Below are 14,253 nucleotides of genomic sequence, written 5' to 3' on the forward strand. Positions count from 1 at the left end.
GGCTCAGCGATCCACTTCGCCGAACACGAGGTCATAGGTGCCGATCATGGCTACCACGTCGGCGAGCATGTGGCCGCGCACGATGGTGTCCATGGATGACAGGTGGGCAAAGCCCGGTGCACGCAGGTGCACGCGGAACGGCTTGTTGGCGCCATCGGAAACCAGATAGCAGCCGAACTCGCCCTTCGGCGCCTCGACCGCAGCATAGGTCTCGCCAGCCGGCACACAATAGCCCTCGGTGAACAATTTGAAGTGATGGATCATGGCTTCCATGTCCTCCTTCATCTCGACCCGCGACGGCGGCGCAACCTTGAAGTTCTCGACCATCACCGGGCCGGGATTCGCCTTCAGCCACTTCACGCACTGCTGGATGATCCGGTTCGACTGGCGCATCTCTTCGACGCGGCACAGATAACGGTCGTAGCAATCGCCACCGACGCCGACCGGGATGTCGAAATCCATCTCGGCGTACTTCGCGTACGGTTGCTTCTTGCGCAGATCCCAGGCGACGCCCGAACCGCGCAGCATCACACCGGTCATGCCCCACTGCTGGGCCAGCTCCGGACTGATCACGCCGATGCCGACGGTGCGCTGTTTCCAGATGCGATTGTTCGTCAGCAGGTCTTCGTACTCGTCCACCTTCGACGGGAAGTCGGCAGTGAACGCCTCGAGATAGTCCAGCATCGAACCTTCGCGCCAGCTGTTGATGCGCTTGAGGTCGTTGCCCTTGTGCCACGGCGACTCGCGATACTGCGACATCTGCGCCGGCAGGTCGCGGTAGACGCCGCCGGGGCGATAGTAGGTCGCGTGCATGCGCGCGCCCGACACCGCCTCGTACACATCCATCAGCTCCTCGCGCTCACGGAACGCGTAGAGGAACACCGCCATCGCACCGAGATCGAGCGCGTTCGAGCCGATCCACATCAGGTGGTTCAGGATGCGGGTGATCTCGTCGAACATGGTGCGGATGTACTGCGCACGTTCGGGCGCCTCGATCCCCAGCAGGTTCTCGATCGCCTTCACATAGGCGTGCTCGTTGCACATCATCGAGACGTAGTCGAGCCGGTCCATGTAACCGATCGACTGGTTGAATGGCTTGGATTCGGCCAACTTCTCGGTGCCACGATGCAGCAGGCCCACATGCGGATCGGCACGGATGATCGTCTCGCCGTCCATCTCCATGATCAGGCGCAGCACGCCGTGCGCGGCCGGATGCTGCGGGCCGAAGTTCATCGTGTAATTGCGAATTTCTTGCACGATCAGTTCCTCTGCCAATCGTCGGCCGCTTCGGCCTTGGCCTGCATCAGGTCGGCGTCGTTGCGGATGGTGCGCGGTACCAGCACGCGCGGCTCGATCGACACCGGCTCGTAGATCACCCGCTTCTGCTCGGGGTCGTAACGCACCTCGACATTGCCGATCAGCGGGAAGTCCTTGCGGAACGGATGACCGACAAAACCGTAGTCGGTGAGGATGCGGCGCAGGTCCGGATGGCCATCGTAGATGATGCCGTACAGGTCGAACGCCTCGCGCTCGAACCAGTTCACACCCGGCCACACCAGGATCAGCGACGGCACCACCGGCATGCTGTCGTCCGCGCAGAACACGCGCAGGCGCAGGCGGCGGTTGTGTTCGATCGACAACAGATGGACCACCGAGGCAAACCGACGCGGCTCGTCGTTGCCGCGCGGGCGCCCGGCCCAGTCGAAACGCCCCATCGCCTGGCCTTCCACGCCACGTGAGAAACCGTCGCCACCGGCGGTGTTGGTTTCCCACTCGGTCTGGCCATAGCCGAGGTAGTCGACGCCGCACAGGTCGACCAGCTCGGAGAAGCGGAAGCCCGGCTCGTCGCGCAATGCAGTCGCCACCGCGATCAGATCGGCGGCGGCCAGCTCGGCAGTGATTTCGTTGCGCTGCGTGCTGATGGTCAGCGTGTCGCCGAATCGCGCAGCAAGGCGTTCGGCCAGCGAGGTCGCAGGTGTGTCGGACATATCAGGGCCTCACGAACGCGCGATGGTGCTGGTGCGGCGGATCTTTTTCTGCAACTGCAGGATGCCGTGGATCAAGGCTTCGGCCGTGGGCGGGCAGCCAGGCACGTAGATGTCCACCGGCACGATGCGATCGCAACCGCGCACCACCGAATAGGAATAGTGGTAATAACCACCGCCGTTCGCGCAGCTGCCCATCGAGATCACCCACTTCGGCTCGGGCATCTGGTCGTAGACCTTGCGCAGCGCCGGGGCCATCTTGTTGACCAGGGTGCCGGCCACGATCATCACGTCGGACTGGCGCGGACTGGGACGGAAGATCACGCCGTAGCGGTCCAGGTCCAGTCGCGCCGCACCGGCGTGCATCATTTCCACGGCGCAACAGGCCAGTCCGAACGTCATCGGCCACATCGAGCCGGTGCGTGCCCAGTTCATCAGCGCATCGACGCTGGTGGTGGCAAAGCCGCGCTGCACGATCGGGTTGTCGCCGGCCGGGCGCAGGATATCGTCGACAAGGTTCAAGGGCTGCGGGTTATGCATCACCTTGTCGAAGCTGGACATCACTCCCATTCGAGCGCTCCCTTCTTCCACACGTAGGCAAAACCGATGACCAGCAGCAGCAGGAACAGCGCCATCTCGATCAGCGCGATGATGCCGATCTGCTGGAACACCACCGCCCACGGAAACAGGAAGGCGATTTCCAGATCGAAAATGATGAACAGGATGGCGAGCAGGTAGTAGCGCACGTCGAAGCGCATGCGCGCATCTTCGAATGCCTCGAAGCCACACTCGTAGGGCGCGAGTTTTTCCGCCTCGGGACGGCTAGGCCCCACCAGCAGACCGACGGCCAGCAAGACCAGGCCGAGGCCGGTGGCAACGCCGATGAACAACAGAACGGGCCAGTATTCGGCAAGCACGATGCAACTTACCTCCGCGCCATCAGGCGCATCAGTGACCGCGGGGGATAAACCCTGAACTCACGGTCCGGCGACTTCGATTCGGCAGACCGGCACGACCATGGGTCGCCCAGCCACGTCTGCAGGCGTTGAAGCCGCAAGCGTCCGATGTTCCGCGAGATGAGTTCGCGAATCTCGCCATTGTATCAGCGCGCATGGGTACAACGACAAGCCTTGACGGCCGACGCCATGCGGATTATCGCCATGCGCTGCAGCCATGGCGTGGTGATGCCATCACATGGTGTGGGTGGCGCGCTCGGAGGTCAGTGTGCCGGCGAGGATGTTCTCGATGCGGCTGCGTGCAGCTTCGGCGTCGCTGGACTCGTTGAAATGGATGCCAATACCGGCGGTGCGGTTGCCCTGTGCGCCCAGCGGACTGATCCAGACCACCTTGCCGACCACCGACAGTCGCTCGGTCTCCTCGGCCAGGGTCACCAGCAGCACCACTTCGTCACCCAGCGAATAAGCTTGTGCAGTTGGCGCGAACAGGCCGCCATGCTTGAGGAACGGCATGTACGCGTTGTACAGCGACGCCGCATCCTTGATTTTGAGTGAAATGATGCCCTGACGGGCAGCCACGGGTTTCATGCTGAACTCCTGCCGGGCGATTCCGCCGCCCGCTCGATGGCGTTGATCTTAGACGCTGCGATCCACCGGCACCACTGCCGCCGTCGATGCAGGCTCTTGCGCAGCATCAAGCATGGTCGACATGCCCGGACAGTAGCGACTGCCGCTCGTTCACCAGTCGCCCCCACGATGCCGGTGGCACCCAGCCAGCGACCCAGGCAGGAACCGCTTCGGCCGCCATCGGCCGGGAAATCGAAAAACCCTGCAACTGGTGGCAGCCCAGCGAGGCCAGCAGATCGCCCTGCTCTGCTGTCTCGACACCTTCGGCAATCACCGTCTTGGCCAGCATGCGCGCAGTGGTGATGACGCCGGCAGCAATGGCCATATTGCGTTCGTCGCTGAGGATGTCGCGCACGAAGCTCTGATCCAGCTTGATGTGCTCGATATCCAGCTGCTGGATGTGGCTCAGCGACGCACTGCCGGTGCCGAAATCGTCCAGACCGACGCGGATGCCGCGCCGCCGGCATTCCTCGATGACGATTTTCGCGCCGGCGTGATCCATCGACGGACCGGTCTCGGTCACCTCGATCCCGAAGCCCACGTCCATCACGTCCGGATAAGCCTCCAGCACGGCGTCGATGTCGCTGAAGAAGGCCGGATGCAACAGGTGACGGGTGCTGATGTTGATCGATACCGGAATCGAGATGCCTTGCCGCATCCAGGCCTGGCAGCGGCGCAGCGCCTCATCCAGCACGTAACGGCCGATCGGCCGCGCCAATTGCGGGTCGTCCAGCACATGCATGAAGTTGGCGGGTTCGACCAGTCCCTGCTCGCCGTCATTCAGACGCAGCAGCGCTTCCATTCCGGCCACTCCATGCCGGCCAGGCAGTCCATCGATGAACACGATCGGCTGGAACATCAGCTGCAAGTGCGACTGTTGCAGGGCCTGGGCGATCCGTTCGCGCATCGCCTGCAGCCGCAGCTGCTCCAGCTCCATCACCGGTTCGTACAACGAACCGCGATCCTTGCCTGCTTCCTTCGCCGCATGCATCGCCAGATCCGCATGTCGCAACAGGCCCTCGGCATCGGACTCGTCGAGCGGAAACAGGGTCCAGCCGATGCTGGCGGACAGGCACAGCTGCTCGCCCATCAGGTTGAACGGGGCCCGCAGGGCCTGCAGGATACAGCGGCTGATCACATCGAGCTGTTCCTGACTGTCGAGGCCGGAGATCACCAGCGCGAACTCGTCGCCGCCGAAGCGGGCCAGCACGTCGGCTTCGCGCAACATGCCCAGGATCCGCGCCGAGGCCTCGGCCAGCACGCGATCGCCACCGCCATGCCCGATCGTATCGTTGACGTTCTTGAAGCGGTCGAGATCGAGTACGCCGACAGCGAGCTGGAATTGCTCCCTGCTGGCGCGCATCCGTGCCTGCTCCAGCAGCTCGAACAACAGGCGTCGGTTCGGCAGACCGGTGACTGCATCGTAGAACGCCAGCCGTTCGACCCTGGCCTCGTGCATCTTCTGTTCCGTGATATCGCGCTGCTGCCACAAACGCCCCTGTGGCACGCCATCAATCCTGATCGGCACGAAGTCGCGCAGGTAGATGCGGCCATCCCGCATGGCGATCTCCTCACCCTCGACCGGCTCGCCGCGACTGAGGATCTGCTGGATTCTTGCCACCTCGCGTTCGGGATCCTCATAAGTCGGTTTCAGGCAGGCATAGATCACCGCCACCGGCTGGTTCTCCAGTTCGGCTGGCGTCTCGGACAGGCCGAACAGCGTACAGAAAGCCTCATTGGCAAACTTCACGCGGTTGTCTTCGTCGATCACCAGGATGCCCGCGTACTGGTTCGACAGGATGGTGCGGAAGTGGATCAGGTTGAGCCGAAGATTCTGTTCCGCAGCAACCCGCGCGGCGCGTGCGCGCTGCATCTGGATGCCGAGGCCAAGCTCGACCGTCATTTCCGAAAAAACCTGGACCTCGACCGTGGTGAAGGCGTCTGCCCGGGCCGCACCAATCACGAATACACCGATGATCGCCCCATCCACCCGCAGCGGCAGCGCCAGCAATGCATGCACTCCCGCCATGTCGGACCCGGACGGCCAGTCCACACGCCCCGACGACAGCCGATGGCTGATCTGGGCCTGCCCTGTTGCCAAGGCCATCACAGCAGCCTCGTCGGCATGCCGGGTATCGTCCAGGTCGAGCCGGGCTTCCGTGCTTATCCCGGCAGCCAGTCCGTCATGGGCACACAGCTGCAAGGTTGCACCGGCATCTTCCGGCAGCAGACCGATCCAGGCTACCTGATATCCGCCGGTACGCCGCGCCACGCGGCAGGCCTCAGCCAGCAACACCTGTTCGTCCACGCTGTGCGTGGCGAGCTTGATCATCTCGCTGAGCAAGCGCAGCGCGTGTCGCTGGCGTGCCTCGTCATGCACCGATTGCAGCAGCCGCATCCGCTGTCCGTGCGCTTCCAGCCCCAGCCCGATGCTTGCCGCCGACTGCTGCAGCAACTCGATCATCTGCGGAGAAAAGAAGCTGGCGTGCGATGACCGTATCACCAGCGCAGCACACACCTCACCAAACTTCAGTACCGGGACGGCAATCGCCGAGGTCACTCCGTGCCGCAGGTAGGCCGGGCGGAACATTTCCAGGCCCGGCGTATGCCGGATATCGCTCTCCACCTGTGGTGCGCCCTGCCAGAACGCCGGTCGCGCGATGGAGAACGACATGCTTTCGGGATAGATATCGTCCATGCCGGAGGCGACCCGTGCCGGCGCGATCCGCCGGAACCGACTGCTGTCGCGATCCAGTTCGCCCACCATCACGAAGCGCGCACCGATCCGACGCTCGAGTACCTCGATGACCGCCTCGTAAAGCACCGGCGGGTCGAGCGAGCGCACCAACAACTGGCCGATCTCGGACAGCGCCGCATAGAAGCTCTCGCTGGATGCGGCCGCCATGCCCGCATCGATCTGCATCGAGTTCTGATCCGGATTGTGCATACGCGATGAATCGTCAGTGGATGGAATCAGCGATGACTGTTTCGATCTGAGAGACGTCCGGTCGGTTGGAATCGTTACCGGTTTTGGACGATGCTCCGGGCGTCGGCGCATTCACGCAGCCGTGCCGTCATGTTCCGCCACCTTTCCCCTGTCCTGCTCCCCTTGCCCGCCAAGCTAGCCCTGTCAACCGATCGATGCAAGGACGGCATCATCGTGATGGGTGATGGGTCGCAATTCGCACCAGCCCCAGTGGTCGAAGATCCACGGCGATGGCAGCGTCGATGCCAGTCTGGCGAACTGCGGTTGACCTGATATTTGAACCGTTGGCGCCAGTCGATAGCTGCCGTGCTGGTCGCGTTGCAATGGCGCATCGCGCCAGCTCCAGCTCTGCGTACCGGTCGGGCTGACGATGCTCAAGCGCAACCATGGCTGTAGCCAGACGGGCGGCTGCCACGGCAGGCTGGAGGACGAGGGTGCCACCACCTCGATATATCGCTCCGGTCGCGCAGCCAGACGACGCATGCGCTGACCGCTCAAGGCCATCTGGCTCGCATGCGCGCCAAGCGCCGCCTGCTTGCTCGCAGCCTGTTCGAGGGAGCCGCGGATCGCGATGAATCCGGCATCCAGCGCATGGCCGTGCACCAGATACGTCAGCAATGGCGGCGGCTCGCCCTGCCCCGCCAACGCCAGCCGGACCAGCACGTGCGCTGCACTGTGATCAGGATGATGATCATCCAGCGCGGGCAGCGCGATCAGATTGGGCTGGAACCGGCCGATCGCCGCGGCCAGCGCGGGTACAGCCGTGCTTCCCGGCTGCAACAGACAGCCGGTAAGACCCATGTCCGGCCAACCCATGCCTTCCAGTGCCGATTCCGGCAGATCCAGTCCTTGCAGCGCCTGCCGCATTTCCGCATGACGGCGCTGCCCCCAACGCTGCCGGTCGGCGTCGCGAATTCGCACGCGCCGCTCCAGCCAGCGTTGTGGCCACGGGTTGTTGTCGCCAGCAGTCAACAGCAGGATCCGGACTTCGCCGCCGGCAGCCCGTACCTGCTGGATCAGCAGGCCGGTGGCAATCGTCTCGTCATCCGGGTGCGGCGCCACCACCAGCAAGCGGGTCTTTCCGGAAAACGGCGGCCACCCGGGCAACGCGCGCGCGGCGACTTCCGTCAACGCCATTGCGCCAGCAGTTCCAGCAACAACAGATCGCCGCGCAACGGACCACGCAGGCCCTCGCGGGTACGATTGACCGCGTTGTACCAATGACCCAGTGCCTCGACGTCCAGTGCACTGGCGAGCGGCCCGGTACTTTCGGTAGCCCGTGCCCTGATCTCGTCGGCGGTGGCCTGGGCGGCAAACCACAGCCGCTGTGCCGGCTCGCTGTCCAGCCAGCGCTTGACCACCTCGGTCGGCTGACCGCGACCGGCGGCCAGCGCGGCCAGATCCTTGCGCACTTCCAGCCGTCGATCGAGTGCGCCTTCCTGGGCCCAGGCATGCGCCAGACCCGGATTGCCGCTGGCGGCAGTGAGCGCAGCCGAAGGATCACGCACGTCCTCGGCCTGCAACCATGCCAAGGCGTCGGCAGTCGCCGGCAGCTGAAACTCGATCCGCTGGCAACGGCTGCGGATGGTCTGCGGCATGCGCCATGGCGCATCGGCGAGCAGCAACAGCATGGTTTGCGCGGAGGGCTCCTCCAGCGTCTTCAGCAACGCGTTGGCGGCCGCCGTGTTCATCGTGTCAGCCGGATCGATCATGGCTACCTGCCAACCACCGAACTGGCTGCGCATGGCCAGCCGCGCCGACAATTCACGGATCTGTTCGACCACGATCTCGCTGCGCTGCACGCCGTCCTTGCGCAAGCCGAAGCTCAGCGTGATCACATCCGGATGCGTGCCTGCCGTCATCAGCAGGCAGCTGCGGCAAGCACCGCAGGCTTCGCCATCGATCGGACGCTCGCATAACAGTCCGCGCATGAAGCGCTGGGCGAATGCGCGCTTGCCGAGGCCGGCGGCCCCGCACAGCAACAACGCATGCGGCAGCGCATCGCGCTGGCGTCGCCCCTGCAGCCGCAACCAGTGTTCCGCATGCCAGGGCATCGCGCTCATGCCGTGGCCTCGAACAGATGATCCATTGCGGCCAGCGCCACCTGCAGCACGGCCGCTGGCGACTGACTGGCATCGATCGTGCGAAAGCGATCCGGCTCCGCCGCGGCGCGCTGGCGGTACGTCGCGCGCACACGCTCGAAAAAGCTGTCGGCTTCCACCTCGATGCGGTCCGCAGCGCCACGCCCCGCGGCGCGGGCACGCCCGGTCGCCACCGGCAGATCGAGCAGCAGGGTCAGGTCGGGCTTGATACCCGCACAGGCCCACTGTTCCAGCACGGCTATGCGCGAGTCCGGCTGACCGCGACCACCGCCTTGATAGGCGTAGCTGGCATCAGCGAAACGATCACAGAGCACCCATTGGCCAGCACGCAGAGCCGGCTCGATCACTTCGTGCACCAGTTGCGCGCGCGAGGCGAACATCAACAGCAATTCGGTTTCGGCGGCCAGTTCGCGCTGCGCCGGATCGAGCACGATGGCGCGCACGGCTTCACCGACCCGGGTGCCACCGGGTTCGCGTGTCTGCACCAAGGCAATGCCGTGCTGCTCGATGCATGCGCGCAGCCCGGCCAGCAGGGTGCTCTTGCCGGCACCCTCGCCACCTTCGAGCGTGATGAATTTTCCGCGTGCCGCGCTCATGGACACTGCTTCCGCTGGTAACAGTCGACGTTGCGATTGTGTTCCTCCAGCGTGCTGGAAAACGCATGGGCGCCGTCGCCACGGGCGACGAAGTAGAGCTCGGTGCCGGGCGCCGGGTGCAGGGCGGCCAGCAGCGCCGGCCGGCCCGGCAGTGCAATCGGCGTCGGCGGCAGGCCCGGTCGGGTATAGGTGTTGTACGGCGTGTCGGTGGTGAGATCGCTCTTGTGGATATTGCCGGCATAGTTCGCGCCCATGCCGTAGATCACGCTGGGATCAGTCTGCAGCAGCATGTGATTTTCCAGCCGCCGCACGAACACGCCGGCGATCCGCGAACGCTCATCGGCACGACCGGTTTCCTTCTCCACGATCGAGGCCAGGATCAGCGCGTCGTACGGCGTGGCCAGCGGCAGATCCTTGTCGCGCCCAGGCCACAGCGCATCGAGCGTCTTGACCATGTCGACGTGTGCGCGCTTGAGGATGTCCAGATCGCTGTCGCCTTTCACATAGGCGTAAGTTTCCGGCAGGAAACGCCCTTCCGGTGCCTCGCCGGGTGCACCGATCTTCTGCATGATCGTCGCATCGTCCAGGCTGGCACTGTTGTGATCGAGCTTGTCGGCCTTGGCCAGCGCCTGGCGCAGATCCGCGAAAGTCCAGCCGTCCACGATGGTGAAGTTTCGCTGCAGCACCTTGCCAGCCGCCATGTTGGAGAGCAGCTGGCGCGGCGTGATGCCGACGGCCAGCGCGTACTCGCCGGCGTGCAACTTGCCGGCTACACGCATCTGTTCGGCCAGCAGTCGCCAGTACCACGGGCTGGCCGTGCTCAGCTTTCGCTGGTTCAGTTCGCCGACGATGTTTCTGAAGCTGGTGCCGCGACCGATATCGATGCTGTCGCCCTGCGTGGCCACCTGCAACGGCGCATTGCTGAAGCGGCTGAAATCATTCCAGCCGTACAGCAGCGCGCCGGCAACCGCCAGCAGCATGAGCAGCATCCATGGCCATGCGCGTCCGCGCATCGATCGGTGACTCATCCGCCCTGCTCCATCGAAAAACCGAGATTGTGCCAGTGCAGTTGCAGCTGGCGTGTGAGTGCGCCTGGCACATACGCCCGCTCACCCAGTGAATGTACCGGCAGGATGCCGCGCACGCTCGAACTGAGAAAAACCTCGCTCGCCCCCAGCAGGGTATCCAGCATGAGTTCACCCACATGTGCCTGCGGATACATCGCCAGCACTTCGGCACGGCCCACGCCGGCCACCCCGCAACGATCCAGCGCCGGTGTCAGCAGCACGCCATCGACGACGGCAAACAGATTGGCCATGGTCGCTGAAATCACCCGGCCGCGGCTATCGCACAGCACACCTTCGGCGATCGCGGGATCGTCCCACTCGGCACGTGCCAGCACCTGTTCCAGCCGGTTGAGATGTTTCATGCCGGCTAGCAGCGGCTGTTCGGCCAGCCGGATAGCGCAGATGCGCATGCGTACGCCCTGCGCATACGCCGAATCCATGACCTGCGGCGGTGCGAAAGCTGCCACCACGCGCATCGGCTGCGGCGATACCGGCAACGCGTAACCGCGCTCGCCGACACCGCGGGTCACGGTGATGCGCACCACGGCCAGCGGCATGTCGCGGATGACTTCCAGGGCCTCGCGCCACAGTTGCGCCGTATCAGGTGCCGGTATCCGCAGGCGTTCGCAGCTTTCGCTGAGCCGCTGCATGTGGCGTGACCACAACGGCGCCACGCCACCGACGAAACGGATGCTCTCGAACAGGCCATCGCCGTAGGCCAGCCCGCGATCCAGTGCCGGAACCCGATCGGCCGCCGCGCCGTCGATCAGCACGCGTGCGGTCATCAGTCCGGTACTCCCAGCGCACGCAGTAGCCCACGGGCCTTGGCGCGGGTTTCATCCAATTCCAGCGCCGCCACCGAATCGGCGACGATGCCGGCTCCGGCGCGCAGACTGACTTCATCGCCGGCCAGAGTCAGTGTGCGGATCAGGATATTCAAGTCGAGGTCACCGTTGCGATCGAGATAGCCCAGCGCGCCGGTATAGGCACCACGCGGTGCGTCTTCCAAGGCGGCGATGATTTCCATGCAGCGCACCTTGGGACAACCGGTAATGGTGCCGCCGGGAAAGGTGGCGGCGATGACTTCACCGGGTGTCACCTCAGCACGCAGACGGCCCCGTACATTGGACACAATGTGGTGAACGTGGGCGTAACTCTCCACCGCCATCAATTCGTCGACCTCGACCGTGCCCGGCACGCAGACACGACCGAGGTCGTTGCGCTCCAGGTCGATCAGCATCACATGTTCGGCGCGTTCCTTCGGATGCGCGCTCAATTCGCGGATGCGGGCCAGCTCGTCATCGCCAGGCAGCCGTGGTCGCGTGCCAGCGATCGGCCGGGTCTGCGCCACGCCACGGCGTACCTCGACCAGTCGCTCCGGCGAAGAACTCACCACCGCCCACTCCGGTTGCTGCAGCAGGCCGGCAAACGGGGCCGGATTGGCCTGGCGCAGCACGGCATACAACGATGCCGGCGTGGGTGGCTGCGCGTAACGCGCGCGCCAGGCGCGCGACAGGTTCACCTGGAAAATGTCGCCGGCGTAAAGGTGTTCGTGGATGCGTGCAACACCATCGAGAAACAATGGCGGCGCATCTTCTTCCCACCCGGTCGGTGCAGGCAACGACGGAATCAGCGGGGTTGCCGCAAGATCGGACTGCAGCGCATCGAGCAGTTCCTCATGGCCGAGTTCGGCAAGCAGGATCGTGCAGTCGCGCGCATGGTCGACGATCACCGCAGCCGGGCAACGCACGGCGAGTGCCACCGGCAACGCCGACGGCGGTCGCAACTTCAGCTTCGGCTCGATCTCGCCGGCCAGTTCGTACGCCAGCAGCAGGACCCAGCCACCATGGAATGGCAGCTCATCGTCGGCAGCGGGCAATCGTTCGGCTTGCCAGGCTGCGTCCAGCGCATCGAGGAAACGCCCACTCTGCAGATTCCCGGCACCATCGCACAGACGGCCGTCCGCGTGCAGCGTGAGCCGATCACCCGGAAACGCGAACAGAATGTCGTAACGCGATTGCGCGGTACCGCGCACCACGCTTTCCAGCAGGCACGGATAGCGCTGCGGAAACGAAGCGGCCGGCGCGAGCAAATCGCGCCGGCCGGCCAGGATACGACGATGGCAGGTCACACTCAGACGCGACGGAATGCCAGCGTGCCGTTGGTACCGCCAAAGCCGAACGAGTTGGAGATCGCCACGTCGAGCTTCGCTTCGCGCGCAGTATGCGGTACGAAATCCAGATCGCAGCCTTCGCTCGGCTCGTCCAGGTTGATCGTCGGCGGCAACACTTGATCGCGCAGCGCCAGGATGGTGAAGATCGCCTCGACACCGCCGGCTGCACCCAGCAGATGACCGGTGGTCGACTTGGTTGAACTCATCGCCAGCTTGTAGGCGTGATCGCCGAACACCTTCTTCGCCGCCATGACTTCGCCCAGATCGCCGAGTGGCGTAGAGGTGCCATGCGCGTTGATGTACTGCACGTCGGCAGGGGCAAGCTGGGCATCGTTCAAGGCGCTCTGCATGCAGCGCGCCGCGCCCTCGCCGCCCTCACTCGGCGCGGTCATGTGGAATGCATCGCCGCTCATGCCGAAGCCTGCCAATTCGGCGTAGATCCGCGCGCCACGAGCCTTCGCGTGCTCGTACTCCTCCAGCATCAGCACACCGGCGCCGTCGGACAGCACGAAACCGTCACGGTCCTTGTCCCACGGACGGCTGGCCTTGGTCGGGTCGTCGTTGCGGGTGGACATCGCCTTGGCCGAGCAGAAGCCGGCCATCGCGGTACCGGTGGTGGCGAACTCGGCGCCCCCGGCGATCATCGCATCGGCATCGCCGTACTGGATCATTCGCGCGGCCAGACCGATGTTGTGGGTCGCCGTGGTGCACGCTGTGACGCAAGCAATATTCGGCCCCTTCAGGCCGAACATGATCGACAGCTGGCCCGAGACCATGTTGATGATCGAACTGGGCACGTAGAACGGCGACACCCGGCGCGGACCCTTGGCGGCCAGTTCGAGCGTGGTCGCTTCGATCGTGTACAGACCACCGATACCGGCGCCAACGGCCACACCGATGCGCGGTGCGTTCGCCTCAGTCACTTCCAGCCCGGAATCACGCAAGGCCTGGGTACCCGCCGCCACACCGTAGTGGATGAACGGGTCCATCTTCTTGACGTCCTTCACCGGCATCCACTGCGCCGGATCGAAACCACAGACCTGGCCGGCAATGCGCGTGGAATAAGCGGAGGTATCGAAATGGGTGACTGGGCCGATTCCGCTGACGCCCTTGAGGACACGCTCCCAGGCGCTGGCGAGTTCGTTGCCGACCGGCGAGATGATGCCCATGCCGGTCACTACCACACGTCGCTTGCTCATGCTGATGTTCCTTGGTGATTCCGTAAATCCGCCGCGGGCGGGCGCCGCGCGACACGGATCGGAGATACGTCATCCGCCTCGTCAAGGACGCATCCTGCGCACCATACGGGGTCGGACGTTACAAAATGCAGAAACGAAAACTGCGCCAAGAAGGCGCAGCATTCAGTATCGCTGTATGAACCGACTGGCTCGCAGAGTGCAGGCCAGTCAGGCGCACAGCGATCAATGGCGTACCGATCAATCCTTGGAGTGGGCCTTGATGTAATCAACGGCCTGCTGCACGGTGGTGATCTTCTCGGCGTCTTCGTCCGGAATCTCGGTCTCGAACTCTTCCTCGAGCGCCATCACCAGTTCCACCGTGTCCAGCGAATCTGCGCCCAGATCGTCCACGAACGAAGCGTTCGCCGTGACTTCATCTTCCTTCACGCCCAACTGCTCGATGACGATTTTCTTGACGCGCTCTTCGATGGTGCTCATGTTGCCCATACCTCTCAAGGTGTAATTGTTTGTCTGTGCCGGCGCTCGTTGCCTGCAAAAGGCCGGCCGCATTGTAGTGGCTAAA

Annotated in this window: 14 protein-coding genes; all 14 read right to left on the reverse strand. The window is 64.3% G+C overall.

Annotation, left to right across the window (positions count from 1 at the left end; genetic code table 11):
• Positions 1-3: 3 nt before the first annotated feature.
• Positions 4-1,233, reverse strand: a complete 1,230-nt coding sequence (locus B0E48_RS11355) for an NADH-quinone oxidoreductase subunit D (protein ID WP_254423956.1) — start codon at positions 1,231-1,233, stop codon at positions 4-6.
• Between the two features lie 26 nt (positions 1,234-1,259).
• Positions 1,260-1,988, reverse strand: a complete 729-nt coding sequence (locus tag B0E48_RS11360) for an NADH-quinone oxidoreductase subunit C (protein ID WP_077518196.1) — start codon at positions 1,986-1,988, stop codon at positions 1,260-1,262.
• Positions 1,989-1,997: 9 nt separating this feature from the next.
• A complete protein-coding gene (locus B0E48_RS11365; protein WP_077518197.1) occupies positions 1,998-2,555 on the reverse strand; it encodes an NADH-quinone oxidoreductase subunit B in 558 nt (185 codons plus the stop codon).
• Positions 2,546-2,902 (reverse strand): NADH-quinone oxidoreductase subunit A, encoded by a 357-nt coding sequence (gene ndhC / locus B0E48_RS11370; RefSeq protein ID WP_077443814.1) that lies wholly within the window; start codon positions 2,900-2,902, stop codon positions 2,546-2,548. Before ndhC ends, B0E48_RS11365 begins: the two co-directional genes overlap by 10 nt.
• Positions 2,903-3,175: 273 nt before the next feature.
• Complete coding sequence (locus B0E48_RS11375) at positions 3,176-3,529, reverse strand: PilZ domain-containing protein (protein ID WP_077518198.1); 354 nt, start codon at positions 3,527-3,529, stop codon at positions 3,176-3,178.
• Between the two features lie 106 nt (positions 3,530-3,635).
• The gene (locus tag B0E48_RS11380; RefSeq protein ID WP_254423938.1) at positions 3,636-6,515 is read right to left on the reverse strand and encodes an EAL domain-containing protein; all 2,880 of its coding nucleotides are present in this window, start codon (positions 6,513-6,515) and stop codon (positions 3,636-3,638) included.
• 183 nt (positions 6,516-6,698) lie between these two features.
• Complete coding sequence (locus B0E48_RS11385) at positions 6,699-7,691, reverse strand: PIG-L family deacetylase (protein ID WP_077518199.1); 993 nt, start codon at positions 7,689-7,691, stop codon at positions 6,699-6,701.
• Positions 7,682-8,617 carry a DNA polymerase III subunit delta' gene (holB, locus tag B0E48_RS11390; protein WP_077518200.1) on the reverse strand — a complete coding sequence of 312 codons (936 nt, stop codon included), beginning with the start codon at positions 8,615-8,617 and terminating at the stop codon, positions 7,682-7,684. Before holB ends, B0E48_RS11385 begins: the two co-directional genes overlap by 10 nt.
• Positions 8,614-9,252: a dTMP kinase gene (gene tmk / locus B0E48_RS11395; protein ID WP_077518201.1), complete on the reverse strand. Its 639-nt coding sequence runs from the start codon at positions 9,250-9,252 to the stop codon at positions 8,614-8,616. The genes holB and tmk overlap by 4 nt, the downstream gene beginning before the upstream one ends.
• Complete coding sequence (gene mltG, locus B0E48_RS11400) at positions 9,249-10,280, reverse strand: endolytic transglycosylase MltG (protein WP_077518202.1); 1,032 nt, start codon at positions 10,278-10,280, stop codon at positions 9,249-9,251. Before mltG ends, tmk begins: the two co-directional genes overlap by 4 nt.
• Positions 10,277-11,104 carry an aminodeoxychorismate lyase gene (gene pabC, locus B0E48_RS11405; protein ID WP_077518203.1) on the reverse strand — a complete coding sequence of 276 codons (828 nt, stop codon included), beginning with the start codon at positions 11,102-11,104 and terminating at the stop codon, positions 10,277-10,279. Before pabC ends, mltG begins: the two co-directional genes overlap by 4 nt.
• On the reverse strand, positions 11,104-12,450 hold the full coding sequence (locus B0E48_RS11410; protein WP_077518204.1) for an aminodeoxychorismate synthase component I: 1,347 nt from the start codon (positions 12,448-12,450) through the stop codon (positions 11,104-11,106). Before B0E48_RS11410 ends, pabC begins: the two co-directional genes overlap by 1 nt.
• 2 nt (positions 12,451-12,452) lie before the next feature.
• A complete protein-coding gene (gene fabF, locus B0E48_RS11415) occupies positions 12,453-13,691 on the reverse strand; it encodes a beta-ketoacyl-ACP synthase II (RefSeq protein WP_077518205.1) in 1,239 nt (412 codons plus the stop codon).
• A gap of 237 nt (positions 13,692-13,928) precedes the next feature.
• A complete protein-coding gene (acpP, locus tag B0E48_RS11420) occupies positions 13,929-14,168 on the reverse strand; it encodes an acyl carrier protein (protein ID WP_007805185.1) in 240 nt (79 codons plus the stop codon).
• Positions 14,169-14,253: the final 85 nt, after the last annotated feature.

Origin of the sequence: Rhodanobacter sp. C03 (genome assembly GCF_002001175.1) — a bacterium.
Taxonomy (GTDB): domain Bacteria; phylum Pseudomonadota; class Gammaproteobacteria; order Xanthomonadales; family Rhodanobacteraceae; genus Rhodanobacter.

Bases quoted from the DNA above. Each gene is read 5' to 3' on its own strand.
- pabC (WP_077518203.1), bottom strand. From the start codon at position 11,104: ATGACCGCACGCGTGCTGATCGACGGCGCGGCGGCCGATCGGGTTCCG.
- B0E48_RS11375 (WP_077518198.1), bottom strand. From the start codon at position 3,529: ATGAAACCCGTGGCTGCCCGTCAGGGCATCATTTCACTCAAAATCAAG.
- holB (WP_077518200.1), bottom strand. From the start codon at position 8,617: ATGAGCGCGATGCCCTGGCATGCGGAACACTGGTTGCGGCTGCAGGGG.
- tmk (WP_077518201.1), bottom strand. From the start codon at position 9,252: ATGAGCGCGGCACGCGGAAAATTCATCACGCTCGAAGGTGGCGAGGGT.
- B0E48_RS11380 (WP_254423938.1), bottom strand. From the start codon at position 6,515: ATGCACAATCCGGATCAGAACTCGATGCAGATCGATGCGGGCATGGCG.
- fabF (WP_077518205.1), bottom strand. From the start codon at position 13,691: ATGAGCAAGCGACGTGTGGTAGTGACCGGCATGGGCATCATCTCGCCG.
- B0E48_RS11365 (WP_077518197.1), bottom strand. From the start codon at position 2,555: ATGGGAGTGATGTCCAGCTTCGACAAGGTGATGCATAACCCGCAGCCC.
- B0E48_RS11385 (WP_077518199.1), bottom strand. From the start codon at position 7,691: ATGGCGTTGACGGAAGTCGCCGCGCGCGCGTTGCCCGGGTGGCCGCCG.
- B0E48_RS11360 (WP_077518196.1), bottom strand. From the start codon at position 1,988: ATGTCCGACACACCTGCGACCTCGCTGGCCGAACGCCTTGCTGCGCGA.
- B0E48_RS11355 (WP_254423956.1), bottom strand. From the start codon at position 1,233: ATGAACTTCGGCCCGCAGCATCCGGCCGCGCACGGCGTGCTGCGCCTG.
- acpP (WP_007805185.1), bottom strand. From the start codon at position 14,168: ATGAGCACCATCGAAGAGCGCGTCAAGAAAATCGTCATCGAGCAGTTG.
- mltG (WP_077518202.1), bottom strand. From the start codon at position 10,280: ATGAGTCACCGATCGATGCGCGGACGCGCATGGCCATGGATGCTGCTC.